The sequence below is a fragment of the Vibrio sp. 10N.261.45.E2 genome, assembly GCF_002875705.1.
Classification (GTDB): domain Bacteria; phylum Pseudomonadota; class Gammaproteobacteria; order Enterobacterales; family Vibrionaceae; genus Vibrio.
Genome location: NZ_MCZZ01000106.1, coordinates 32,562 through 55,927, shown reverse-complemented (window position 1 = coordinate 55,927; position 23,366 = coordinate 32,562). Strand labels below are relative to the sequence as shown.

General features: G+C 46.7%; 21 protein-coding genes. 3 read left to right on the top strand and 18 right to left on the bottom strand.

The window, feature by feature from the left end:
- Positions 1–55: 55 nt before the first annotated feature.
- The 4 genes from BCT34_RS06595 to BCT34_RS06585 form a co-directional block, all read right to left on the bottom strand.
- Positions 56–1,141, bottom strand: a complete 1,086-nt coding sequence (locus BCT34_RS06595; protein ID WP_102305795.1) for an AAA family ATPase — start codon at positions 1,139–1,141, stop codon at positions 56–58.
- Positions 1,142–1,201: 60 nt separating this feature from the next.
- Positions 1,202–1,360, bottom strand: coding sequence for a hypothetical protein (locus BCT34_RS24305; RefSeq protein WP_154723760.1), 159 nt, complete (start codon positions 1,358–1,360; stop codon positions 1,202–1,204).
- 16 nt (positions 1,361–1,376) lie between these two features.
- Complete coding sequence (locus BCT34_RS06590; RefSeq protein WP_102305794.1) at positions 1,377–2,318, bottom strand: single-stranded DNA-binding protein; 942 nt, start codon at positions 2,316–2,318, stop codon at positions 1,377–1,379.
- Positions 2,319–2,621: 303 nt separating this feature from the next.
- Positions 2,622–4,469, bottom strand: a complete 1,848-nt coding sequence (locus BCT34_RS06585) for an ATP-dependent helicase (protein ID WP_102305793.1) — start codon at positions 4,467–4,469, stop codon at positions 2,622–2,624.
- A 265-nt stretch (positions 4,470–4,734) separates the two neighbouring features.
- Here BCT34_RS06585 and BCT34_RS06580 point away from each other — a divergent pair, with 265 nt between their 5' ends.
- Positions 4,735–5,739 (top strand): hypothetical protein, encoded by a 1,005-nt coding sequence (locus tag BCT34_RS06580; protein ID WP_102305792.1) that lies wholly within the window; start codon positions 4,735–4,737, stop codon positions 5,737–5,739.
- 11 nt (positions 5,740–5,750) lie between these two features.
- Positions 5,751–5,918, top strand: coding sequence for a hypothetical protein (locus BCT34_RS24300; RefSeq protein WP_157936599.1), 168 nt, complete (start codon positions 5,751–5,753; stop codon positions 5,916–5,918).
- 75 nt (positions 5,919–5,993) lie between these two features.
- Here BCT34_RS24300 and BCT34_RS06575 read toward each other — a convergent pair whose 3' ends face one another.
- From BCT34_RS06575 to BCT34_RS06550, 6 genes are all read right to left on the bottom strand, one after another.
- Positions 5,994–6,263 carry a hypothetical protein gene (locus BCT34_RS06575; protein WP_102305791.1) on the bottom strand — a complete coding sequence of 90 codons (270 nt, stop codon included), beginning with the start codon at positions 6,261–6,263 and terminating at the stop codon, positions 5,994–5,996.
- 25 nt (positions 6,264–6,288) lie between these two features.
- Entirely contained in the window at positions 6,289–9,252 is a 2,964-nt protein-coding gene (gene traN / locus BCT34_RS06570; protein WP_102305790.1) for a conjugal transfer protein TraN, read from the bottom strand.
- A 133-nt stretch (positions 9,253–9,385) separates the two neighbouring features.
- On the bottom strand, positions 9,386–10,453 hold the full coding sequence (locus BCT34_RS06565) for a TraU family protein (protein WP_157936598.1): 1,068 nt from the start codon (positions 10,451–10,453) through the stop codon (positions 9,386–9,388).
- A 10-nt stretch (positions 10,454–10,463) separates the two neighbouring features.
- On the bottom strand, positions 10,464–10,691 hold the full coding sequence (locus BCT34_RS06560) for a hypothetical protein (protein WP_102305788.1): 228 nt from the start codon (positions 10,689–10,691) through the stop codon (positions 10,464–10,466).
- Positions 10,692–10,707: 16 nt separating this feature from the next.
- Positions 10,708–12,288 carry a TrbC family F-type conjugative pilus assembly protein gene (locus BCT34_RS06555; RefSeq protein WP_102305787.1) on the bottom strand — a complete coding sequence of 527 codons (1,581 nt, stop codon included), beginning with the start codon at positions 12,286–12,288 and terminating at the stop codon, positions 10,708–10,710.
- Positions 12,275–12,784 (bottom strand): S26 family signal peptidase, encoded by a 510-nt coding sequence (locus tag BCT34_RS06550; RefSeq protein ID WP_102305786.1) that lies wholly within the window; start codon positions 12,782–12,784, stop codon positions 12,275–12,277. The genes BCT34_RS06555 and BCT34_RS06550 overlap by 14 nt, the downstream gene beginning before the upstream one ends.
- A gap of 924 nt (positions 12,785–13,708) precedes the next feature.
- Here BCT34_RS06550 and mrdA point away from each other — a divergent pair.
- Positions 13,709–15,568, top strand: coding sequence for a penicillin-binding protein 2 (mrdA, locus tag BCT34_RS06545; RefSeq protein ID WP_076654304.1), 1,860 nt, complete (start codon positions 13,709–13,711; stop codon positions 15,566–15,568).
- 86 nt (positions 15,569–15,654) lie between these two features.
- Here mrdA and BCT34_RS06540 read toward each other — a convergent pair whose 3' ends face one another.
- The 8 genes from BCT34_RS06540 to BCT34_RS06505 all read right to left on the bottom strand — a co-directional run bounded on the left by BCT34_RS06540 (position 15,655) and on the right by BCT34_RS06505 (position 23,359).
- The gene (locus tag BCT34_RS06540) at positions 15,655–16,425 is read right to left on the bottom strand and encodes a 4'-phosphopantetheinyl transferase superfamily protein (RefSeq protein ID WP_076654305.1); all 771 of its coding nucleotides are present in this window, start codon (positions 16,423–16,425) and stop codon (positions 15,655–15,657) included.
- Positions 16,394–17,188 (bottom strand): alpha/beta fold hydrolase, encoded by a 795-nt coding sequence (locus tag BCT34_RS06535; RefSeq protein WP_076654306.1) that lies wholly within the window; start codon positions 17,186–17,188, stop codon positions 16,394–16,396. The genes BCT34_RS06540 and BCT34_RS06535 overlap by 32 nt, the downstream gene beginning before the upstream one ends.
- A 15-nt stretch (positions 17,189–17,203) precedes the next feature.
- Complete coding sequence (locus tag BCT34_RS06530; protein WP_076654307.1) at positions 17,204–18,127, bottom strand: cupin-like domain-containing protein; 924 nt, start codon at positions 18,125–18,127, stop codon at positions 17,204–17,206.
- A gap of 123 nt (positions 18,128–18,250) precedes the next feature.
- Positions 18,251–19,222, bottom strand: a complete 972-nt coding sequence (locus BCT34_RS06525; protein WP_076654308.1) for a hypothetical protein — start codon at positions 19,220–19,222, stop codon at positions 18,251–18,253.
- Between the two features lie 134 nt (positions 19,223–19,356).
- The gene (locus BCT34_RS06520) at positions 19,357–20,364 is read right to left on the bottom strand and encodes an Ldh family oxidoreductase (RefSeq protein WP_076654309.1); all 1,008 of its coding nucleotides are present in this window, start codon (positions 20,362–20,364) and stop codon (positions 19,357–19,359) included.
- Positions 20,357–21,661, bottom strand: coding sequence for a PLP-dependent aminotransferase family protein (locus BCT34_RS06515; protein ID WP_076654310.1), 1,305 nt, complete (start codon positions 21,659–21,661; stop codon positions 20,357–20,359). Before BCT34_RS06515 ends, BCT34_RS06520 begins: the two co-directional genes overlap by 8 nt.
- Positions 21,662–21,675: 14 nt before the next feature.
- The gene (locus tag BCT34_RS06510; RefSeq protein ID WP_102300553.1) at positions 21,676–22,218 is read right to left on the bottom strand and encodes a VOC family protein; all 543 of its coding nucleotides are present in this window, start codon (positions 22,216–22,218) and stop codon (positions 21,676–21,678) included.
- A gap of 19 nt (positions 22,219–22,237) precedes the next feature.
- Positions 22,238–23,359, bottom strand: coding sequence for a phytanoyl-CoA dioxygenase family protein (locus BCT34_RS06505; protein WP_083702828.1), 1,122 nt, complete (start codon positions 23,357–23,359; stop codon positions 22,238–22,240).
- Positions 23,360–23,366: the final 7 nt, after the last annotated feature.

Sequence of the window (23,366 nt, the reverse complement as noted above, 5' to 3'; positions counted from 1 at the left end):
CCGTCTAACTCTGATCTTGGCAAATCAGCATCATCACACTCTGAATCACTGCTTGTTACTTTTTTGATTGCTCTTTCAACCATGGATACGGTTGATCGAGAATATGGCCATTCTTATCTTTGAATACTTGATCAATAATCTTTTCGATATCAGCTTTGTCACGAGTGTCGCAGCCATTCCAAAAAATATTATCAAACGAAGCACGCAATGGAGCTCTATCACCATTAATTTGAATGTAGTAGCACCAAGATAAAAGCACACGAGTTGAAAAAGCCGTTCCAATACCAGATTTGGTTGTTCGATCTCGATTAGGACCTAACATTGCGTCACGCATAGCATTAGCAAACTGGATTAACTTCTTAAGCAACTTTTTGTGATCTCGTAAGAACGGGTATTTACCGAGTAACACTTTCTCTTCTACTTCCGCACGTAAATACGGAAAATTCACAACGAATGAACGATTTCGAAAAGCCGTATCCCAACGTCGAGACGATGGATACAAACCTGAAACGTCCCCTTCTCCAGAAGTATTGCCTAACGTTACAAAACGATAGTTCTGGTGTGGGTAGATGATTTTTCCTGTGTCTTCAATAGACCAAGGTTTCGTCATCTCAGAAGGAAGGTGAAGTTTCGCAATAAAATCTAAAGACCCTTTATCACATTCATCAAGTAACACACATTTACCGTGTTCCATGGCGTCAGCGATAGGCCCATAAACATATTCCGTTTTACCATTTATCAACACCCAGCGGCCTTGCATCTTTTCAGGGCGTAATGTCGGGTTAACAGACACCAGCGCAGTAGGCCAATTAAGGCGAGCACAAAGCCAAAGCATAAAATCAGTTTTACCCGAACCAGTAGGACCAACCATATGCATGAAGTTAGGTCGATGTGGTGAGCAAAACCAAGAGATAACTTGGGATAGTTGTTTTTCATCTGGAATATAACCTGCGATTTCGCGAGGTACATCTGGATGACGATGTTTAGGGATCTGAATGACTGCCGTAACTGCTGGTGGCACAAACGGTTTGAATACGTCGGCCATTCGAACAGTAATCATCTCTGAATAATCAATTTCTTCTACAGTAGAAGTCGCTTGGTTATTCGTGTCGACAGTAGTCACAGGGTTAGCATTAGACATAGTTAATTCCTCCAGGAATGAAGTGTGGGGTTAAATTAATATAGGTAGTTAATTAAAGGGTTAAGCTGTCTTGAGAAAGAAAGCTTTGTTGGCGTCTTCAAGGAGCATTTCTGCTTTATGAAGAAGTTTGGGGTTATTCAGTACCTGCGCTTTTCGAAGAAGGCGCAGAGCGCGCCTTTTTCGTGCTGCAGATACATTTTTCTGGTGAGAAAAATTCATATCCGCGTACCTCGAATTATTGCTGATTATAAGTACGTTGGCGGAAGCCAGCGTTACCTGATTGTGGTCGGAATTGACGCTGTGTAGAGTCATTGTGTTGTGCATTGTTTGCATTCTGCTGTGGAGCATTCTGCTGTGGTGCATTGTACGATGGGCCATTATTAGCATTGTGCTGTGGAGCATTGTGCTGTGGTGCGTTGTTATTCGCAGGAGCATTTTGCTGTGGAGCGTTTTGCTGTGGCGCGTTGTTATGCGCTGGACCATTGTTTTGTGGGGATTGATTCGCAGCTTTTAAGCTTTGAAGTTCGAACTTCTTAACCATACCTAGAACACGACTAACGCGGAATTCATGTCCAGTGACATTATTGCCGTGTTTATCAGTGTAATTGTTTGTAGAAAGTTCGGATTCAACCATCAAAGAGTCACCTTTGTCTAAACCTTGTTTGAAGTTTTGATCAAAAGTTTTCTGTGAAATTGACAGGCGAGCCCAGTGGGTTTCATCTTGCCAATTTTGTTGTTCATCTTTGAATGAACGAGTTAATGCAATTGAGACATTGTACCAAGTACTACCATTTGCATTTTTCTGCTCAATCGAACCAATGTTGCCGCCAAGCGTAAAGTTACACAGTGAAGGGAGTCCGAATTGATTCAGAGAATTGCCATCAATTTCGCCTAATACACTATGAAGATCATAATAAGAATGTGTAACTTCGCTGTTATTGTTACCAGTAAATTTACACGTCTTAAGAGACACTTTACACACTAAACCAACACCCTGCTGAAACTCAACTTGCCCATGGGCAAATAACTGGATTTGATTAGTACGTGACTGCAATTGGTTTTGACCATCTACCCAAGAGGTAACTTGATCGGCCCAAATGGTCGTGTTGCCATTCTCAATTTGAGAACCAGTAACTACGATTGCGATAAGGCCATTGTTTGAACGGAAAGGTTTCATAATTAATTCCTCATTAATAAATAACGCGGAACTATAGATAGAGTAATCCCATAGTGGGAAATCTATAGCCCACTTTAGGGTCAGGTTTATGACTTAAAAAAGTCACTGGGGACATAGAATAAATCTATGGGAGAATTGCTATTAGCTCTCCAACTAAGGGAGAAAAAAATCACTTTAATAAAGTGAACAAATTTCTCGGGTTAATCACCTATAGTAAAACCCAAGTAAGGAATCTTTTTGTAAAATAGTCGCCCGTTTTTCTTTGTTTCGTTATTGCGTGGAGTGAATATGCGGAAGCTCTTGTTATGAAGCGTTTAAAAAGTCGCTTTTCAGCTGTTGCAGTTTTTCGCTCTGACCTGCCAAATCTGGTTCTTCATTTCGCTGTTTCACGGCCAGTTCAATTTTATCGGGTACGGCTTCACGCAGAAACGACAATTGCTCTTTGTAAAAACAAAGACGTAAGTATTTTTCCGCTCTTGTTATCCCTACGTAAAGTAAGCGCCGCTCCTCTTCCCAGTGCTTTTCACCCACCCCATCTTTATCTGGTTGCGGAATTCTTTCGTCTTGGCAACTCAATATGGCAACTTTAGGAAACTCCAGCCCTTTCGAACCGTGCAGCGTGGCAATTACCACCTCATCACTTGCAATCTTCTCAGCCTTTTTGGAGTTAATTTTGGTTATACGGTCATGAAACTGATCGGCAGCCTTAGCTAAACTACCGAGAGAAGCTGCGGTCTTGGTAAGGATGTCAGCCATGGCACCTAGCGCTGCAGGTGAATTCATATTTCGTTGCGCCATCACCATTGAGATGATTTTTCGTTGATACTCTGCATTAACGGTTTTGGTTGGCTCTTGTGGGACACCTTCATGAATAAACATTTCAAAAATGGATTGCGTATGAATCAGCAACGATTGGCTTTGAATCAAGGTTGTTACCGTACTGGTAAAGTCGATGCCATTTGACTTTGAACTTTTGGCCAAATCAATCATCACTTCGTCTTCATGCATATACGCCAAGAAATCTTGTAAATAGCGGCTATTACGATGAGTGATCATCCACATCAGTTTGATATAACAAATCACATCAGCTGACTCAAAGAAGCTCTTTCCTCCTAGTCGTTTTATTTTCACTTTATGCTTAGATAACTCTAACTCTATTGAGTCGATTTCCTTATTGGTTCTAGCCAGTACAGCCCATCCACCTTGATCGCGAAGGATACCTTCCACGACACTTTCAACCTGATGGTCTTCATCTTTGAAACCGTGACAATCAACGACTCCTCCCATCTCTACGTGAGACTTTAATTCCTTGGGAATACGCTCCACATTATGCTGAATAAGGTTGTTAGCGACTTCAAGAATAGCTGGTGGACATCGGTAGCAGATTTTCAAACTGTAGGCTTTGGCGTTCAAATCAGCTTGCATTCGACGGAAGTTCTCTACTCCTCTAGCGTTTCTGAACGCGTAAATTGATTGGTCATCATCACCAACCACCATAATGCAGCAACCACGTTTAGCGTGTTCATAAAGGAACATGTACTGTAAATCGTCAGAATCTTGAAACTCATCAGCACATATGTGGGTGACCCCTAGCGTTTCCGACATTGGGCGTATTGTTCCATCTCGCAAACCATGGATGACATCACGCGATATCTGATTTAAGTCGATTTTCCCTTCTTTTCGCATGATGCTCTCATATGAAGCAAACAACTTAAGTTTGATAGATGTGAACTCTGAGCGTGGGATTGATAGGTACTGGCCAAGGGTACTTATTGTTTTCTCAGCCTCCTCGTAAGTCATTGCCACCCCGCAAGAACGCATAGCACGTTCAACGTAGATGTTTAAATGACCGCCCATTACAATCGTTTTATACGAATTAGTTTGACGCCAGAGCTGCACAGCCATCGAATGAAAGGTACTTGGAAAGATGCGAAGAGTCTGACTTCTAGGCATCGTGGACTGGAGTCTGCGCTTGAGGTTGGTCGCAGCGGCATCAGTGAAAGTCAGCATAGCAATTGCGTTTAATTCAGAAACTGATAACACTCGCTCGGCGTATCGCACGGACACTTCAGTTTTGCCTGAACCTGGTAAGGCAACAACCATGGTATGGCCTTCCGCATTCACACAAAGATTTTGATCTGGATTTAACATATTCGGGACTCGAACTGCCTACTGGAATTGAATATGTACATCAGCGTAGGTGAAAATTTAGCTACATAGTCCAATTAACGAAGGGAATTCACTTTGTTAACTCGTTTCGACATCCATCACTAAATTCGAAAAAAATCGAACCCTTCCCCCCATATCCCCCCTTTTTTGATGGGCCATTTTTTATATTTTTCTGCTCATGATGTATAAATGTAAGAAGAGTTAACAAATACTCATACAGTTTCACTTGGCTTAGGAAGACAGAATTATGGACTTATTCAAAACAGCATCAGTCATAACCGCCGCATTACTTTTGAATGCATGTGCTTCGAACAGTGCAAAATATGAAATACCGGAAAAAGGGACATCAAGTATCGCGCTGCAAGTTACCCGTTCAGCTGGAAGTGGAACTATCATCGAAGACCAAACCTTACCCAAAGGCGCGATTTCCGATGTGGGTATCGGTGGCTATGTCGGCTCTACGTTATTAGGACTACCACTTGGTTCTATGGCGACGGGTTTCGGATTGGCCATCTTAGCGGATCAAAAATACGGTTGGGATCGAAGAAACCTAGTTATGTATTTAAATGCTGATACTTATAGTGGCTTAGACGAGTATGAAATGTGTAAAGTGATTATGTCTAAAATGGATGAGGCAATGGTTCCTTCATTCGATACCCTTCAATCCTTTACCAAAAAACCATTATCGCGTGATTCGAAGTTTTACGATGAAAGATACAATGGTGGGGAAAGCCTCTGCGTCGAAGGATATCCACTAAAATCCAACTTGGACTCACATGCTGCGATATATTTCAGTGGCGTTGACACCGCGTTCCTCGGGACGAGAATCGGTGTTCGGTCAGTGTCTGAACCTTTCAGTACAGGCTTGTTCGATGCAAACCTGAAAAAGCAGATCCCAGAAACGAATGTCATCGCTGTACGGTTTACCTATTACAGCAGCCTGATAGCGCACATGCAGTACAACGAATTCGAAGGCACAGGTTATGTCAATGCCGATGGTTTATCCACCAGCCCCGATATCAAACTCCCTACCGCCACATTTATGAGCTTGCCAATGAAAGAGTACATAGCTGATTCTGAGTACATCCCTAACGTCAACGCAGTGCGAAACAATGACACGGTGTACTATTTCGTTAAGCCAGTTGATGGACAGCAGTTCACTCAAAAGTTGTCGGAGTATCACTCGACGGTCACTGAGATTCTTGAACGCGCCAAAAACAAAAACTCGCATACAAATGTTTCTACGCAGTAAGGAGCCCGAATATGGAACAATTCCTGACAGTGGTTTTTAAGTTTAAAGAGGGGGCGTCCTTACCCAAGAAGTTGACACAAGCGTTCTGCGCGGATTCGAAGTATGAAGATGTTGAAATAACCGCTATCTCGTGCGACGACGAAATCAGTCGTGTTGAGCGACTAGAAGCAGACAGCTAAATAGTCAATATGAATACAAAGGGCTTACATTGTAAGCCCTTTTTCATGTTTCGAAGTCAGCAGTATCATTGATGGTTAGCTATCCGTGATATACGCCATGTACTTCTCTAGGCGGCACTCATAGAAATTAAGGTCATCGACCCACAGAGAAATCAGCTGTTCTTTGCCTTGGAATGGGGCGACAGAACGTAATTTCTCAAGTAGACCATTTTGTTCACTCTTTGGCGCACGAAGGGTAACGTTGATACCCGTTCCCCCTGTATTCGCCTCCACGATAACTTTACCCCTTGTACAGTGACTTTGTAGTACTGCTAACCCAGCTTGTAATTCAGTGAGTTGATTCATGCCATTTGTCCTTTATAAATGAAATCTAGTCGTCCAAAATCGATAACGGAGAGTCACACACTGGTGGTCTAGGGTAAACCGAGCAATCTAAGTTACCAGGCATTGCCGCATCATGCGTTTCTTTCAAGTTTGCATCAGCGTCAGTTGACTCGAATCGCGCTTGGTTAAGGTCCACAGGATTCAATGCATCATCATTGTTCGGCATCCAAGCTTGGCTCGACAGTGTATCGATATTTAAGTCATCATGTTCAACGGCTAACCCAGAGGCCATGATCAAGTTTTCCCATTCGGTTAAATCTATGGCGTCCCAATCCAACTCACTGACTTGTTCAAGCGTCATACCAGAACATTGTCCATTTCTAGGATCTAGGCTGATATTCAGTTGAGGCGCAGCCTGCTCCATGATGATACGCCCCAATGGACTTGGGTAGCAGCAATAGTGCTTCCGTTTTATCAGACAGCCGAAAGGGGTATCTTTATGGCAACTGGTAGAGGCATATATACATTGTTGTTGGTCAAGCTTCATACCCATGCCCATTTCGAGGTCGTCACACTCCGAAATCATCATTGCGCCCAATTTAATCAGCTGATACGCGGCATACACGGCCATAATTGTTGCAAATGCACCAGAGACAGCTGGGTTGAGTGACACTGTGGTAGTGGCTGTTGAACCCGTCCCCTCAGTCACGGTATCAAAGATGGCATCTCGAATTGCATCTGGGATCAAATCCGCGACCTTTTTCATCAATTCACCTTTGATTTCGTCTAACAAGCTCTCTGTGGCGGCCTCCGCTGCGGCCTCTCCAACTTCACCCGTGACATTACGAACTGCAAAATCCCATCCAGCGCTCACGGCATCGGTTACATAAGTTACTGTGTCGGTGACAGGAGTCGGGTAACTCGACGCCCACGAACCAAAACTAGCTCCAGATTCAGCCAATCCCGCTAATGATTGCTCCATTGCGTAGTGATGATAGACCCCTTTGATATAATCGAAGATATTAGTTTGGCCTGCGGATAGCGTGCAGCAATTGAAGCCAAGTCCTGTTTGCTCGATACCGCAATATGACACTTCACCATTGAAAACTTTGCAGGTAGAGACATCATCTGGATTTTCACATTCCATGTTCGATTTGATGTCTTCGAGCATTTTGAACGTTGCCATCGCTTCTGCAAAATCATCATTCATCTCTAGCTCGGAATAGCGGCAATCTCCACCCACACACTGCATTTCACCCGTGCAGATGTCTTCCTCCATCGTGTACGAGTAGTTTCCGTTTGTGTAGGTATTACATTCGTAGACTGACTCTTGTACGTAGGCTCGACCCGTTATCGGGTCAACAAAGGCTGGATTTTGTTCAATTAACGCACAATCAGCACTGTTTCTGTATGGCTCGCATCGGTCCGGAATATTGGCATTAAATTCAGTGAAAGAAGTACAAACCCGCTCATTGCTTTCAGGCCAATAAGGTTGGCCACAAATTTGCTGATCAGGTAAGGGGTTACATTCATAGTTGACGGCGTTGGCCTTTAGACACTCTTTACCATCGCTCGTTTGGCCAGCACGAGGAACATTTATCGGCAAGCCAATCAAAAACGGATCGTAATCGTCTATATGCGCGGCTTCTGTATCGACGCACTCCCAACCACCATAGCTACACATCATGCCTTGTTGTCCACCACTTTGATTCAAAGGGTTGCTACAATCTGGGTTGATGTATATTTCGTCGCCTTCATTACCGAACACACCACACGTTGATGGGTCTTGAATCCACCCAAGTTCAGCAGCACAACCTACAGGCGATTGTTCTATGAATTCTCGTGGGTCGATTGGGTCTACGGTACGAACTAGGATGGTGGCTTTACCTTCCCCTCCACCACCAACACCGAGGCGCATTTTGAATTTCACTATCCCGTTGTTTGAGCCACGAGCGGCTTGAAATTGGCTCGTTATGTTTGTGTTCGTGGTAAAGACTCGGCTTGAACTGAATTCACAATTGGTATGCTGGTATGGAAAGCCAGTTTCATCTACATATGGGTGCGCCCAATTGCCATTCTCATCATAATCATCGTATGAAGAATCGTTATTGCCAAACCAATACGACTTGGTAGGAACGAATTGATAAACGATTTCGTCATTAAGAGTAAACTGAATGACATCATCCACCCACACGCGTTCAAAGGTCACGGAGCTGATACGCACATCGTCTTCGAGTTCAAATTCAACAAAGTTAATTTTGTGGTAACACCCCATTCCGTGGTCATTTGTGCCGTTATTTGTAGGGTCACCTACCGTCAACCTGAAGGTATGAGAATCCAGAATTTCTACATCACCACTCCCCGAACGCTTTTTCAAAGGGTAAGTTGTGTGTCGCGTCAGTTCACACTTCATTAAGTTCGAACGATCGGGTTCCATGCATTCATTTTGCACTTTTCCGACATACTCCCTGTTTACTGAATACGTGTTTGTTTCAGTGGTGCAGGCACTATAAAAGTCAGAATCTGAATCTTCGAGGTTATTGGCTAAGTCTTTAAAGATGTTGTCAGCATCGACCATGATAGCGTCATCGGACTCTAGCTTTTGGTAATTGTCGTTATAGTTCAGTTTTAAGGTGTTGTATGCCTTAGCGTCATAATCTGACTCACTGCCAACTGTGTTGCTAGAAAATCTATCCGAGACACCTTGCCCTGAATCTCTGAGTTTGTTTTCATTTTGATAGGCTTGGTAAGCGTCGAATTGCCCTTCAGAGCCAACTCGCTCAACATCTAATCCAAATAATTCTGAATTACCTAACGTGTTGCCGCCTACAGAGGCATTACCATCGCTGTATGTGGGTGTTTGAAAGTTTCCGTACATATCATCAAGTGACATGGTTTGGGCGTATGTCACCGTTGAGGTAGACGCATACAACACACCGATAAACGAAAAGTGGAAGATCTGAACCAGAAACGCGAACAAGCTAAAATGAGTCAGTATTCGATTAAACATAACGCCCTGCCTTTTACTCAAAACAAGATCAGGTTAATCGCCTTCACAGCAAATAATTTCAATTAGTGAGCGCATTTTGGGTTTTTGTTGACCGAATACAAAAAACCACCCAAAAATGGGTGGCTCTAATATGTTATCTCAAACAGCAATCATTCCAAGAGTACATAAGATAAACGAACGCTTCTCGACCGGGAACCAGCCGCCCGTTACCCCATTTAAGAACACTGTCACCCAGTTTGTGACAACAGCCTGTAGATAAGGGTATCGAAGACCCGCCCCCACCAGTAGGTTGCGAGCTCGCTTCCCTAACAGGGTAAAGCATGGATGTGCGATATTGTGTTTTCGGCAACATAGGCGCGTAGTTAGGCTCACAGCTGTCTTGAATCATATGATTACCCATCGTTAGCTGTGCTTGGCCACGTCGGTGTAATGTCGCCATTAAGCGCGTGGTCAATAACGAGGTGCCACGTACAGGGTCATCACTGTATTGATTATTTCCTGTCATCGGGTAAAGGTTACCTGAGCAACCTGCACAGAAATAATTTTCCACAACTTCACCGCCTGCGAGAATTTGCGCGCAATCAGCCGTACAAATAGATGTAGCGATTGGATTTGCAAAAATCACGGTTTCCGGAAACATAACAAATGCTAAAAGGTCATCTTGGTATAACGGGTCGGCTTCAGAAAAATACGCCAAATCCAACGTAGTCGCGCCGTCATACGTACAATCTGCATTCGCGAACATTTCTATCATTTGCATCACTGGGTAAACCCAGTATTTATAGTGAAAAAAAGAAGTTTCTGTGTCGTCAATCGCCGTTTCAGTACGTCCTTGTCCAGCACGAGTATTATCGTCGGCCAGTCGAACGCCGAATGAAGGCATACAATAAGGTGTAGGTGAAAAGGATACGATCCTTGATGGTTGAAAGAAGCCGAGTGGAATACCCCACTCCGGCACTCCTAACTCATCGGCACACATACAAAAAGGTTTACTCGACGCTGCTCCTTTAGGTGCGTCACCACCAATACCGGCTAAACGAATAGGTAATAAACAACTCCAACACATACCATCGATCACTGTGCTCAATATATTTGCATCAGGACACAAGTCACCGGCTTTATCGTTATCCGCAGCCACAGAATATAAGCTCGCCAAGCTTAACATTGTGGACATCAAACCAATCAAAATGAACCTAAGCATATGTACCTCTTCAGTTCTTGTTAACTTGCTCGATGACAACACCAGCGGCATCAATGCCTTGTTCCTTAATGTTGTTCACGGAATTCGAGAAATTGGGGTTGTCCTTCATCAACTGCTCGGCAGCATCAACACTGGTTTCCGTAATGTCCCTCACCGAGTTGGCTAAATTTGGCTGAGTATCTGCGAGCCATACACCAAGTGCGACGCCGAAACCAATTAATACGAGATTCTTGATCATAATTTGTTTTCCTTAACTAGTGTGTTTTGGATTGATTGAACGGTGTAGGCTGGCCACCGTCTGCCACTTGTAGGTTGACCTGAGTGACCGTTTGCGAAGAGTATTCATTAATTTGGAACATACCTTCATCGGTACTAATTAACCGTGTTGGGGTCACTTCCAAATCAAATCGATCGATGATTTCTTTCGTCAGGATGGTCACGTCATAGGTGAACTTCTTATTTAACTCAGAGATGTGGTCAAACCCCCTATCCTTGTCGATACGTGTAGAAATGAGTTTCACTTTCCCGCGAGATTCATTGAGAGACATGTATTTAACAAACTCCACTTCCTGTTCGTCGGTCGAATCAAAAATGAACATGGTTAAATGCGCAGGTACAATGTCATGGTGTTTGAGAGGCTTGAGTGGATTTATTAGCTCTCCTTTTTTGGCGAGAATAAGACCATTCACTGCTTTCACATCAGCCGTGGCTTTCACGGTTGGATCGAAATCGAACTCACGGTCTTTAGCGGCTGGTGGCAGAGTATGGAAACTGCGGTTATGCCAGTGGCGAGCAATTGCTTGCTTTTGCTCCGTTTCCCAGTCCACGGCTCTCATTCTATTTTTTGACTCTTCTATGAAGCTTTTTTCTGCAATGGGGAATATTGTTCCCATTTCACCGAGGAACACCTCTGAACCGTCATAATCAGGGTTTGCCGCTGCGCTTTCCGTCTCATTCTGCAAGTAGCTTGCGCTGATTAAACCTTTCACTTTCCCGACCAATTTTGTGTTGTCGGAAAGTTTGCGCTCATAAACCATGGTTGGAACTTGTTCGACGTTGAATCGTTCGAATGCCATTGGGTCCATGTAAACCGCTGCTTTATTGATTCGTTTCAGTTTATCTGGGCTCTCGGCATGCGTGCGTATGTCAGCCTGAGCATTTGCCAATTTGACCTTCAATTGCCACAAGCCCTTAATCATATCTGGCACGCCCACATCGCCAGGTCGCAACCCGTTAAAGACAACGCGAGCACCCCACTCTGCGGCGAGCTCTAACACTTCTTTCATTTGGTGATCAGGCATTGAACTCGACACGAATATCCAAAAAACGGTATTGGCTTCTTCATCGTCATATTTGTTGTCTACGGTTTGGCTTGGAGATGCAGGGTTAGATTGTTCAGTGCTTATCGAATCGAGGTTATCAATTGTCAATGTGGAGGGATCGAATGCTAATGGTTTTGGTTGTCTTTCATGGACAATGGAATTGCCTTGATACTGAGTCTGGTTGTCACTGATAACATCTTGAAGAGCTCTGAAATTGATATCAGGGGTTTCATCCTTCCGATATTCGATAAGAGAGTCGGACTGATTAGAAATGGTGCTGTTTAGCAACTTAGCGTGATCCGCCATTTGTTTAAGTTCTTTCATCATTTTTTGGTTTAGGTTACTCGCGTCTAAAACTTCTTGAGTACCCTGAACTTCATGGGCATTGGATACGATGTCGTTACTACGTTGTACATTGTCCAGATCTTCTTGAGTGAGTTGCCCGTTAGCTGACGCGTAAGCCGCAAGGAATGAGGTAAGTGATAAGACATAAATAGACTTAAAGAAATGCATAGCCAACTCCGATGATTTGAGAGTGTTCAACTAGACCCCAGTATCTTGAATCAAACGATGTAGGTAGGGTGCCAAGAGCGAAATAATGTCCTTGAGGGACAACGAAAGTCTGGATGAGGGTTTCGGCATCAATTTGGGCATATTTCATCATTCGACGAGCATCAGCCGCATAACGAGTCACTTGACCGTCGTCCGTAGTGACCGTGACCCCATCTAAATCAATGGTCACAGTATCACCCGCTATACCAGCAGCTATTTTCAGAAAATTTGTTCCATGAGCAAAATAAGGTTCGGCATTCTCCGACAAGAAGGACATGAGCTGCCCACGTTTGGGGTGATGGTTCTTGGAATCAATGACTGCCGCTTTTATAGGTAAACAACCTAATGCTGTCGGGACTAATGAAACTTGATACCGACTACTCACAAGAAATATGGCCAGCACTAGGCCAACGAGAGTGCCGAATATTTTGATATATGTGTACTGTGTAATGTTCATACGCCGCCATTATCGAAACATTGATGATGTGCAAGAATTAATTTTTGTTTTTATGAATCATGAGAGAGACCAGCAATACCAATGGGTTCATGGATTTCTCAACAAAAAGCCCTTTCTCTAAGCAAAACCTGAGAAAATCATCCAAAAATTCTCAACTATCCCATCAAGTAGATCAAAGCAGTTCTCGACATTTTGTCGCTAGTCAGTGTTCCACTCCACGTGAAAGCACTCTTCCACATAGCTATGCTTTGCATCATACTATGCAATGGTGATCATACTTGCCAGATATACCTTCTAACTCACCTCTGGACAAAAGTGTGTTAGGCGATTTACTCTATTTAGACCATTACGTATTAGAAAAAATATAGGTATTACACGATATATTTTGGTTATCACTCCTCAAGGTATGCTCAATATTTACACATAGAAAGACTGTGCTATTCAATAGGCAATCTCTAAACATCGCCAGCAACCACGACATCATAATGTATGGGATCGACGTCATATCATGGTGAGAGCTGCGTTAAGTTGCTTAAACAATGGTGGGTGATGAAAAATATCAGTCATAGTGCGCCTAGGTTCATGGATTTGGAGCGTACTGCGGAAATCGCCCTCGCATCGTCACCTTGGAGGGCTGAGGGAATAACCATTATACAATGTACGCTTTGCGTTCATACTCCTTGATAATCAGTGGATTGCTTAGTCAATTTTAACCTAGAAAACCAAACCAGACTTGAAATTGACATCTACATAGTATCTCATATGTCCAGCGCGACAATACCCGGTCCCCAAGGACGCGTACCGAAGTAAAAACAAGAGATATTACATAAGTTGAATCAATTATTTAGTGAATAATTCAATGCGTCCATCCATTGATGGTTCACTTCTGTGGCCAATTCAACTCGACCACAATAAAGGAACATTATGAAGAGTAAAAGAAGCAGACTTCGAGATCATAAACTGGAAGCCAGTTTATTCAAAAATAGAGCCGTGTTTGCTTTCGTATGTATTGCCTTTCTGACCGGGCTGCTGGTTCTCAACATTTATAACCTGCAGGTGACACAACATCAGTATTATCAGACACGCTCGAATTCTAATCGCATCAAAATCATTCCTTTGCCGCCGACCAGAGGGCTGATTTATGACCGCAATGGCACCCTTTTAGCCGAGAATGTGCCAGTGTTTAGCTTAGAACTCGTGCCAGAAAAGATAAAGAATATTCCCAAAACGATTGAGAGACTCCGTGAAATCATCGATATCTCTCAAGAGCAAGAAGAAAGGTTTAATACAAACCTCAAACGGGCACGACGTTTTAGTTCCGTGCCTCTGTTGGACAACCTCAATGACGAACAAGTCGCCAAATTCTCGGTCAATCGCTATAAATTTCCCGGCGTGGATGTCATGGCAATGCTCAAGAGACATTATCCCTACGCCGATATTTTGACCCATTCACTCGGCTATGTAGGACGCTTGAACGAGTCGGACCTCAACAGGTTGATCAGTGAAGGGAAAGAGCTCAATTATAAAGCCACCAGAAACATCGGAAAAATTGGCATTGAACGCTATTACGAAGACATGCTCCATGGCAAAGTGGGCTATCAAGAAGTCGAAGTGAACAGTCGTGGTCGCGTCATACGTGTACTCAAATACGTGCCGCCTATCCCTGGTCAAGATATCACCCTCAATATCGATATTGAGCTTCAAACCTACATTCATAACCTGCTTGGCGGCCGAAAAGGTACCGCCGTGGTGCTCGACCCTCGCGATAATGGCGTCTTAGCGATGGTGTCAAGTCCGAGCTATGACCCCAATGCCTTTGTCAGTGGCATCTCCAGTGCCGCCTATAAAGCCTTGCTCAACGACAGAGATAGACCCTTGGTCAATCGCGCCACGTTAGGTACCTATTCTCCAGGCTCGACCATCAAACCCTTTGTCGCCGTTGCCGCCCTCAATGAGGGGATCATTACCCCGAGAACCAAAATTCGCAGCGTTGGCGCGTGGCGAGTCCCCAACAGCAATTCTCGCGCGTTTCGCGATTGGCTAAAATGGGGCCATGGTAACGTCGACGTGACTCACTCTATCGAACAATCCGTCAATACCTTCTTTTATCAGATCGCCTACGATATGGGCATTGACTCACTCTCCAATTGGATGATGATGTTTGGCTTTGGCCAAAGTACCGAGATCGATATATTCGAGGAAACGTCGGCAAATATGCCAACCAGAGATTGGAAAAGAAGTCGTTTCAATAAACCTTGGTACATCGGTGATACCATCCCTATCGGGATTGGCCAGGGTTACTGGACCACCACCCCCATCCAAATCGCCAATGCCACTTCCATCCTAATCAATGATGGCCGAAAAAAACCGCTCCGGTTGCTCGATAGTGTGTCGGATAACGCGTCGACCGCCAAAGAGCCAACCGAATTCCCGCCGATCGAAGGCGTACCATCAAACTACTGGGAACTCGCCAGATACGGCATGTATTTGGTGAACCACGGTAAAAAAGGCACCTCCAGAAAAGTGTTTCGAAACGCTCCCTACAAGAGCGCCGGGAAATCCGGTACCAGTCAGCTCTTCGGTCTGGCAGAAAACCAAGAATACGATGCTGAGAACATTCCCGAACACCTAAGAGATTTGGCCTTGTTTACCGGCTTTGCCCCATACGATGATCCGCAAATCGTCGTGACGGTGATCCTCGAAAACGCCGGTGGCGGTTCATTCAATAGTGCGCCCATCGTTAAGAAGATTTTTGATCACGTGTTACTCGAACCAAGTCAGTGAAGTCCGAGCGATAACCCAATCGGTAGCAGTGGGCGATTGCGTCATCGCCCAAGGCTGCCCCGCATTCCCGCGGCAACCTCAAATTGTCATTGTAAGATCAGACTGCAAATATGATTGTCTTGCCAATCATAGTGACAAACAAACGTGTCGCTAATGCCCGTTTCCAACTGAAACTCAGGCGTCAATGCCAAGCCAATACACCGTTTCTCGACATCGATAAACATCACCCTTGCTAGCTCAAAGCCAAAATAGGCCCCAATGTATGGGTACGTCGCTTTAAATAAGGCTTCTTTGGCCGAAAAGACGAGGGTGAGCAACACATTGTCCGCAAGATCGACGGTCTTTAAATATTGCCGATCTTCCTCCCGCAAAACATACTCCCTCAAACATTCTGCGTTGTCTTCGGTGACAATACCTTCCGCATCAATCCCTAGAAAACCACGTCGGGCCAACGGTTTGTTCATCACCACGGAAAAAGCCATCCGCTCTGAATGAGAGATCGACCCCATCAAATGAGAAGGCCAGATGGGACAACGATGCTCCCCGATGGGCAACTCAAAACCACCACAAGAAACACCAGGCTCAAACATGGCCATCGCCGATTGACTCAAATAACGCCCCACCAGAAACTCCGCCTGTCTTTTGGGCACTGCTGCTCTAATGCTCGGCACAAAACGCACCCCCAGTGCCTCAAAAAAACTCGGCTCGAACTGCTCTCGAGCAAACTCACAACGGCTCATGATGACCGGCCTGTGCGCATGCTGCCAAAACGTTGCGTTCTTAATAAAACCAGAAAGAGGCCCAGAAAAGGCCTCTGTCGCTGGGTTAGCAACTCGTGTAAAGCTCGGAAAACTCACTGGTCTCACGACTCCTTGTTCCACACAATAAAGGGCTGATCGCCTGATTGACATACGTTACCACATCCTCTGGATGAGTGTTCATGAAAAAGTGTCCCCCTTCAATCAGTTCAATGCGAAAATCATCCGTGAGTTCGCTCCAAGCTTGCACTCTTTGCGGCGTCGCAAGCTCGTCTTGAGTACCCGCTAACCCGAGGATCGGCACTGGCATTCTCTCTGCAGGCGCGCAGTATTGCTCGGCGATTTTAAAATCCGCCCGCAACATGGGCTTGAGTAACGCCAATAACTCGTCGTGCTCGAGCACCTCTTGCGGTGTCCCCTCGAGCCCTTTCAAAGCCTGGACAAATTCTTCATCGGGCAAATCGTGAATACGCGTGAGATTGGAGGCGAGATGCGCACCTGAGCAACCCGAAGCAATCAAAAGTCTCGGTAATACGATGCCTCGTTCTCGCATGTTACGCATCAGCTCCCAAGCCACACAGGCCCCCAAACTGTGGCCCAAAAACACACTTGAGGCCGCAGGCAACTGCCGATAGTTGTCTAACAAACTGTCCACCAATTGCGACATGCTCTCGCTCGGAGGGCTTTGAAAGTTCCGTCCCCGACCCGGATACTCTATCAGTACAATTTCGACCGATGGATCCAAGTTCGCCTTTAAAAAGGTAAAGGTCTGCGCCGAGCCCCCAGCAAACGGGAAACAAAAGAGCCTCAATGAAGGCGACGTCACCGGCTGTGGGGTCCAAAATAATGGGTTTTTGTTCATCTCTCGTACCCGAACTTAACGATAATAACTGCTAAGACACGCCTGCTCAGGGCAAGAGATGATCTCATTCAACTTGTCCATCGCATCCATGAAGGCTTTACGCTCTTGGGCACGCTCGCCGCTTTTCTTTAATAAAAATTGCAGACTGGGTTGAGAAACCGCCAAGGCGTCAGCTCGATGCCACCAGTTCATGCTGATATTGAACGTATCTAGCGATTCTACCGCGTGAAACCAAAACGCCGGTAAATACAACATATCCCCGGCCTCTAACATCACCTCCATCGCATGGGCATTCTGATATAGTGGGTGCTCAGCCAAATCCGGCTCAAAGGCGTTCACTTCACAATACGCACCATACTTACGTGTGTTGTACAGCGATCCTGCTTCCTGGGGAGCGAACAACATAAACCGTTTCTTGCCCTGAACCTGAACAAACAAATTCTCGAACGCATCCGTATGAAGCCATGATTGCGTAAGTTGGGCTTGCATCCACAACACGCCAATTTCAAAGCTTGCACCGTCGAGCAGAGCTGGTTGAGTGAAGTCTTCAGCCAACGGTGACAAGTCAATATGGTGTCGATACTGACACTGCTCGCCACTGTCGAAAATCAAACGATTTAACGCCAGTTTCGCGGTTTCCTGCGCCGGCCCCACGACAATGCGATCCAAGTAGTCCGACATCTTAAGCGGCTTAGGGATATGGCGGTTATGTCGGGCATTCGTCAAATCCGGGTGTTTGTGAGTTTCGGACTGCGAGCAGAGGACATTTAAATGCCCAAAATGCCTCCTCAGCGTGTCCACGTCCCACCGCGTCAAAGCCGGCCAATCTCTGGCGTAGCCACGGATGATCAACGGTTGGTTTTTGGCCACATATTGGGTTAAGAACGCCTCTCGGGCAATCCCTTTGTCCACTTCATCTACAGTAAATTGATTTTGCATATGATTGCTCTTTGCTATTTGATTGACAGCGCCATTTTCTTCTTAGGTTGGCAAACCTAACCACGCGCCACTCTCCTGTTCGGGACAGGCCACGCAGCCCAAGATTCCCCTTAAGGTTGAGTCTCACGCAAACGCTGCGCTCACAGTGCGCTCGCCCGATCCCGGTGTCCAGTTATTGACCGCATGGGCCCAAGTCATGTTGTTGAACAGGATCATCTCTCCAGGCTGCAGCTTGTGCACCAGCATGCCTTGAAACAGATCCTGATAACGCACCGCTACCGTTGTTAATCGCCGCTTGTAAGCGTCATCGAAGGCCGCCAACGAGGTCCCCGGCTCGGGCAATTTCAACAAACCAAGATTGGCCAACGTCTCAGCAAACGCCTGCGGCGAATGAGCGTCGACAGACTCCACCGTGTCCCAGTAGGTAAACACCTCTTTTTCAGCCAAGCGGGAATAGATCGGGCACAGCGGTGTGAGCACATGCACCAACGTCAGCTCTGGCGTCACCTTGTGCTCACTGACAATGTCATCCTGCGCAGTCACCGGATACGCGCTATCGACCTGAAACATCCTTTTCAATTTCGCCGCATCGGCCGGAGTGAGTGCGCGAGTGCACAACGCTTTCGTCTTACGCTCACGCAGCGACGCCCATTGCGGGCTGTCCTGATCCACCTGCAACAACACCGTTTCTCCGCCATCGGTATCATTCCGCTCACAGTAAAAGGCCGCCATCTGCATACCGGCATAGCTACTCCCTTCCGAATGAGGCGAAATCACCCGGTAGTCATCACGATCGTATACCGTCATAAAGTACTCGCCGACATTGCGGCGATGCCCCTTACTGGTTGCATACCCAGCCTGCAGCTCCAAGCTGTCCTCTAACGAAAAGTGCTGCGCGATTTGAAGCATCAATTGGTCGGCGTGTCGGCCACTCTGCAGGCCCACCACCTTCACCACCTTATCTTGTTGCAATGCCTCACCAATCCGCGCGGTGCTCGTGAGCGCCTCCCCCCAAGTAAGCTCAAACCAACGCCCAGGTAACAGCGGCACCTGGTACGTATTGCGCGTCAGATCTGGGTGATTGTCGTCACTCATCTAACCCCCTTGCCAAGAATAGTAAATCGTAAATTGAGTCACGTAGTGACGCCAAATTCGCCCGGCTCAAGCTCGGTTTGCGAATTTGACCCCACCACGCACTTAGGCGATAGCCCAGTGTCAACGGGACGTCGTTACTGAACTTCGCGTTGCAAACGCAAGTAAAGTTGGTACTCCTCCTCGCTGAGCGGGATCCCCTCTTTCTCTCGACTCTCCTGCGTGTCGCGCTCCAGATCACCAGCCACTCTCACCGGCTCCGAACCACGCGGTGCGGTCGCTCTGATGCTGTCGAGAAAACGCTCCAAGCGCGCATCAAATTCACTCGCGCTCATCAACGCCCTGTGATTGATGGCAAACAGAAAGTGTCCTACGTTATTCGGGGTATCAAACGGCTCCGCATAGAAATGGGCCATGTGTTCATCGTCAGGTGCGCCGTTGAGCAAACCGGCCAATATCGACACCATGGCAGCCAACCCTTGGCCTTTGTAGCCACCCAGTGGCAACAACGCGCGGATCCCAGACGCCGCCGACGCATCTTCAATCGCCCAACTGCAATGAACCGGCATTGACTGTTTCAGATGCTGCTTCACTTTGGAGTACGACACCTGACTGGTGGCCATATCCAAACAAAACGCATCCTTGTCCGTCGTCACAGCAAAACTCATGGGGTTGGTGCCAAACAGAGCTTTATCACCATTAAATGGCGCGACAAGCGCGTCGGCATTGCTGCAACAAAAAGTCATGAACCCCGCCTTGGCAGCTTTTAAACTGTAATTGGACGCCGCGCCAAAGTGATTGGAATTTTTCACAAACACCGCCGCGATGCCCTGCTCACTCGCCATCTCCATCAGCAAGCGCACCGCTTCACTGCCTGCCACAATGCCTAAGGCGCCGTCCGCGTCCATCTGAGCCAAGGCCGGCAACACCCGGTCGATCTGAATATTGGGCTTGGCCTTGCTCCGTCCCCCCTCAAGCTCAGAGAGATACGTGCTAAATAAACGAAAACCATGGGTATCCACACCACGCAGTGACGGCACGATCAATCCGTCCACCACATCATGGATGTGCGTTTCACTCAATCCTAACATTCTCAGTTTACCGGCGATCGCGCCAGACAACGCCTCAACGTGTACCTTATGCATCACCAGTACTCCGCATGATCAAGATTTTAAGATACTGCGCCAGATTTTTGATCCCGGCCTCAATGTCGTTTTCAGCGACATAACTGAACGAAAGACGCAGTTGCTTTTTGTAGACCTCCGTTCCACTGAAGAAAGCCAATGGCACGCATATGACCTTGAATTTGTCCGCACATTCCGCACACTCCTGCTGGGTAAACGCCACCGGCAAGTCAATCACCAGAAAGAAGCCGCCTTCCGGTTGATTCCAGCTCACCTTGTAGGTCTCTTTTAACTCAGAAAAGTGCTGCTCTAAACAGCGCAACATCTCATCTCGGTTACGTTGATAATGCCGTTTCGCCGGCGCCACAAACGACGCCAGCGTGTGATCCTCTGACAACAGCACTCCGGCTACTGTGGCCTGATTGAGTTGACTGGTATTGAGGGTATTAAAGCTCTTTACCTTCACAAACGACGTAATCAAAGGCGTGGTGCGCTCGTGATCCCGCACCTGTTGATCAATCACCAAGTAGCCCACTCGCAGCGATGGACACAACGATTTCGCAAAGGTGCCCAAATAAATCACACAGCCTTCCGTGTCCAACGACTTCAAACTGGGTAACCCCTGCTCGGTATAACGAAACATCCCATAGGGATTGTCTTCCAAGATCAGCACTTGCTGCGCCCCACAAGATGCCACCAGTTGCTTACGTCGTGCACGAGAAAAACTCACCCCCAGTGGGTTGCTATACTCAGGTACCACATACAAGCCTCTGGCCGTTTTGCCACGGCCTTGGATCTCTGCAATGACGGCCTCCAAATCAGCCAAGTCTGGCCCTTCGTCATCCATCGCCACCGCACAGACTTCTATGCCCAGCACGCTGGCCATACCAACAATGCCGATGTAAGCCGGATCGGTCACCAGTAAGACATCCTTTGCCGCATCGAACAGCGCCAGCAAAAACAGCGCCATGCCCTCTTGCGCGCCATCCGTCACCAGAATGTGCTCCGGAGCCACCGAGATCCCCTCTTCTTTCAGCACATGCTGCGCCAGCACATCACAAATAATGCCTTGTGTTGGACCATACTGACCTAACTTCTGATACACCGCCTTTAACGTGCTGCCCTGCTGAGCAGCGCGATATCGAGCGTAGTGCTCAACGTAATCCGACACCTTCGCCACATCGAAAAAGTCTTCACTTGGACGCCCGGAGGCGAACGATGTCGCCTCCGGGTACTGTTCTATGACCTCATTAAGAAAATTCATCACATCCAGTGCAGGATGCGCAAGCGAGGTCAGTTGAGATTGTGTTAATTGCATAAACGTTGAACCTGTCAGACCAAGTCTGCTGACTCCAATTGGTTGAAAAGGTTGCTGACATTTTTGTCTGAAAAGCCTTTCCCTTCGCCACGCTGGATAAGCTCAATCATCATGCCCGAATTGGGATCGCGACGTGTAAACGCCTGCTTTAAGCTAGTGTCTGACAAAATGCTGGTCGCAAACTCCAACCCTTTTTTAGACAACTCAGCCACCGCCTCTTCTATACAATCGACGTGCAACGCGACGTGTTGCACGCCCGGACCATATTTATCAATGTAACGCGACACCTGAGACTCGGGCTCAAGTCCCTGTATCAACACAATATCGAAGCTTTGACTCGACACGACCGCCGAAATCATCCCCGAGCGTTCCCCTTGAGTGAGACGCTCTTCTTTCAACTCGAAACCTAAGATATTGCAGTAAAACTCTTTGGCGCTGTTGAGATCCTTCACCGCCACCGCAATGTGATCGATCCTCGAGTATTCAAGCTTAAACAGGTTGGGGATCTTGCCAGCCGTCACGGTCTCCACCGCGTCGCGTTCTAATAGTTCGGTCATTTTTGTTCTCCTTAGCGGCTTAAAAACGGTGCGTTTTTACGTCCGATGCGTCCATGTATTCATTGCGAGGCTCACGGTTTTCACCACTGAGTAGAATCGATTTATGGTGGGAAATATCAATGTTTGACCCATCCACATAATCACCCTCCACACGGCCAGGGTAAATCAGCGTGCTGCTCGGTGTGACACGGAAGTTGATCGCCATACGACCCGACTCACTGACGTTCGCGGTTGAACGGTGCATCGTGCGCTCTGGGAAAATCACGTACTGACCTTTCTTCATTGGCAAGGTCACCAATTCGTCGTCCGTGTAATCAAAGTCGCACGTGTACGCCGCTTCCAATTTGGCGCACTTGTTCAGAATGTGCTGCTGCAGTGTCTCGACGCTACTGGCGTCAATGTCGATATCGTCGAGGTAATCCGACGTATTAATATCGAGCACCAAAGTGGCATTACGACACTTCTCCACCAGTTGCTCTTTTGATTCCAAGCCCAGGAAAGGATCCTGCCAAAACGCGGAGTCGACCATCGGCACCATTTCTATCGGATAGCGTTTTTTGTATGACTTGCGAATGAACTGCATCGGTCCCATCGACTCATCAATATCTTGTAAGGCAAACCAAATCGTGAGGTTCCAAAACTCATTCTGGTTGTCGGCACTCGGCTTCAACCCGGGGATATCATTACCAATCTCTTCCCCGTTGAACGCCCCCCATTCCTGATGCCATTCGATCGCGGCATCACCGGGCTTTTTGTAGAAGATTTTAGAGCGCCATAACGCCAAGTCGTCGCCTAAGATCTGTTGTAAAGCCCCCACCAATTGCGGTTGACTCGCCAACGCCAACACGTCTTCGTTCAGTAAGTGCATCTCTCGGACAGAAAAACGACCGTAAAGCGGGTGATCCGCACGTTTGTCAAGGTACTCATGCAAATAGTTCGCGACCGAATCTATCGTGTCGTCCGAGAGTTGTGAGTCGAATGGTCCTACGTAGCCTTCTTGCTCAAAAAATTCCAATTGCTCTTTCGTTAACATGGTTTTCTCATCTCTGATTGGTTGTTTTCCTAAAAGCCGCACACGACCGACGTGCACTGACTCTTTCCCATCTTCATCCGATGCGAGCGATGATCTTCTCGCCCACATTAGGCTC

Excerpts from the sequence above, each read along its gene's own strand:
- BCT34_RS06595 (WP_102305795.1), bottom strand. The coding sequence starts at position 1,141 with ATGTCTAATGCTAACCCTGTGACTACTGTCGACACGAATAACCAAGCG.
- BCT34_RS24305 (WP_154723760.1), bottom strand. The coding sequence starts at position 1,360 with ATGAATTTTTCTCACCAGAAAAATGTATCTGCAGCACGAAAAAGGCGC.
- BCT34_RS06590 (WP_102305794.1), bottom strand. The coding sequence starts at position 2,318 with ATGAAACCTTTCCGTTCAAACAATGGCCTTATCGCAATCGTAGTTACT.
- BCT34_RS06585 (WP_102305793.1), bottom strand. The coding sequence starts at position 4,469 with ATGTTAAATCCAGATCAAAATCTTTGTGTGAATGCGGAAGGCCATACC.
- BCT34_RS06580 (WP_102305792.1), top strand. The coding sequence starts at position 4,735 with ATGGACTTATTCAAAACAGCATCAGTCATAACCGCCGCATTACTTTTG.
- BCT34_RS24300 (WP_157936599.1), top strand. The coding sequence starts at position 5,751 with ATGGAACAATTCCTGACAGTGGTTTTTAAGTTTAAAGAGGGGGCGTCC.
- BCT34_RS06575 (WP_102305791.1), bottom strand. The coding sequence starts at position 6,263 with ATGAATCAACTCACTGAATTACAAGCTGGGTTAGCAGTACTACAAAGT.
- traN (WP_102305790.1), bottom strand. The coding sequence starts at position 9,252 with ATGTTTAATCGAATACTGACTCATTTTAGCTTGTTCGCGTTTCTGGTT.
- BCT34_RS06565 (WP_157936598.1), bottom strand. The coding sequence starts at position 10,453 with ATGCTTAGGTTCATTTTGATTGGTTTGATGTCCACAATGTTAAGCTTG.
- BCT34_RS06560 (WP_102305788.1), bottom strand. The coding sequence starts at position 10,691 with ATGATCAAGAATCTCGTATTAATTGGTTTCGGCGTCGCACTTGGTGTA.
- BCT34_RS06555 (WP_102305787.1), bottom strand. The coding sequence starts at position 12,288 with ATGCATTTCTTTAAGTCTATTTATGTCTTATCACTTACCTCATTCCTT.
- BCT34_RS06550 (WP_102305786.1), bottom strand. The coding sequence starts at position 12,784 with ATGAACATTACACAGTACACATATATCAAAATATTCGGCACTCTCGTT.
- mrdA (WP_076654304.1), top strand. The coding sequence starts at position 13,709 with ATGAAGAGTAAAAGAAGCAGACTTCGAGATCATAAACTGGAAGCCAGT.
- BCT34_RS06535 (WP_076654306.1), bottom strand. The coding sequence starts at position 17,188 with ATGAACAAAAACCCATTATTTTGGACCCCACAGCCGGTGACGTCGCCT.
- BCT34_RS06530 (WP_076654307.1), bottom strand. The coding sequence starts at position 18,127 with ATGCAAAATCAATTTACTGTAGATGAAGTGGACAAAGGGATTGCCCGA.
- BCT34_RS06525 (WP_076654308.1), bottom strand. The coding sequence starts at position 19,222 with ATGAGTGACGACAATCACCCAGATCTGACGCGCAATACGTACCAGGTG.
- BCT34_RS06520 (WP_076654309.1), bottom strand. The coding sequence starts at position 20,364 with ATGCATAAGGTACACGTTGAGGCGTTGTCTGGCGCGATCGCCGGTAAA.
- BCT34_RS06515 (WP_076654310.1), bottom strand. The coding sequence starts at position 21,661 with ATGCAATTAACACAATCTCAACTGACCTCGCTTGCGCATCCTGCACTG.
- BCT34_RS06510 (WP_102300553.1), bottom strand. The coding sequence starts at position 22,218 with ATGACCGAACTATTAGAACGCGACGCGGTGGAGACCGTGACGGCTGGC.
- BCT34_RS06505 (WP_083702828.1), bottom strand. The coding sequence starts at position 23,359 with ATGTGGGCGAGAAGATCATCGCTCGCATCGGATGAAGATGGGAAAGAG.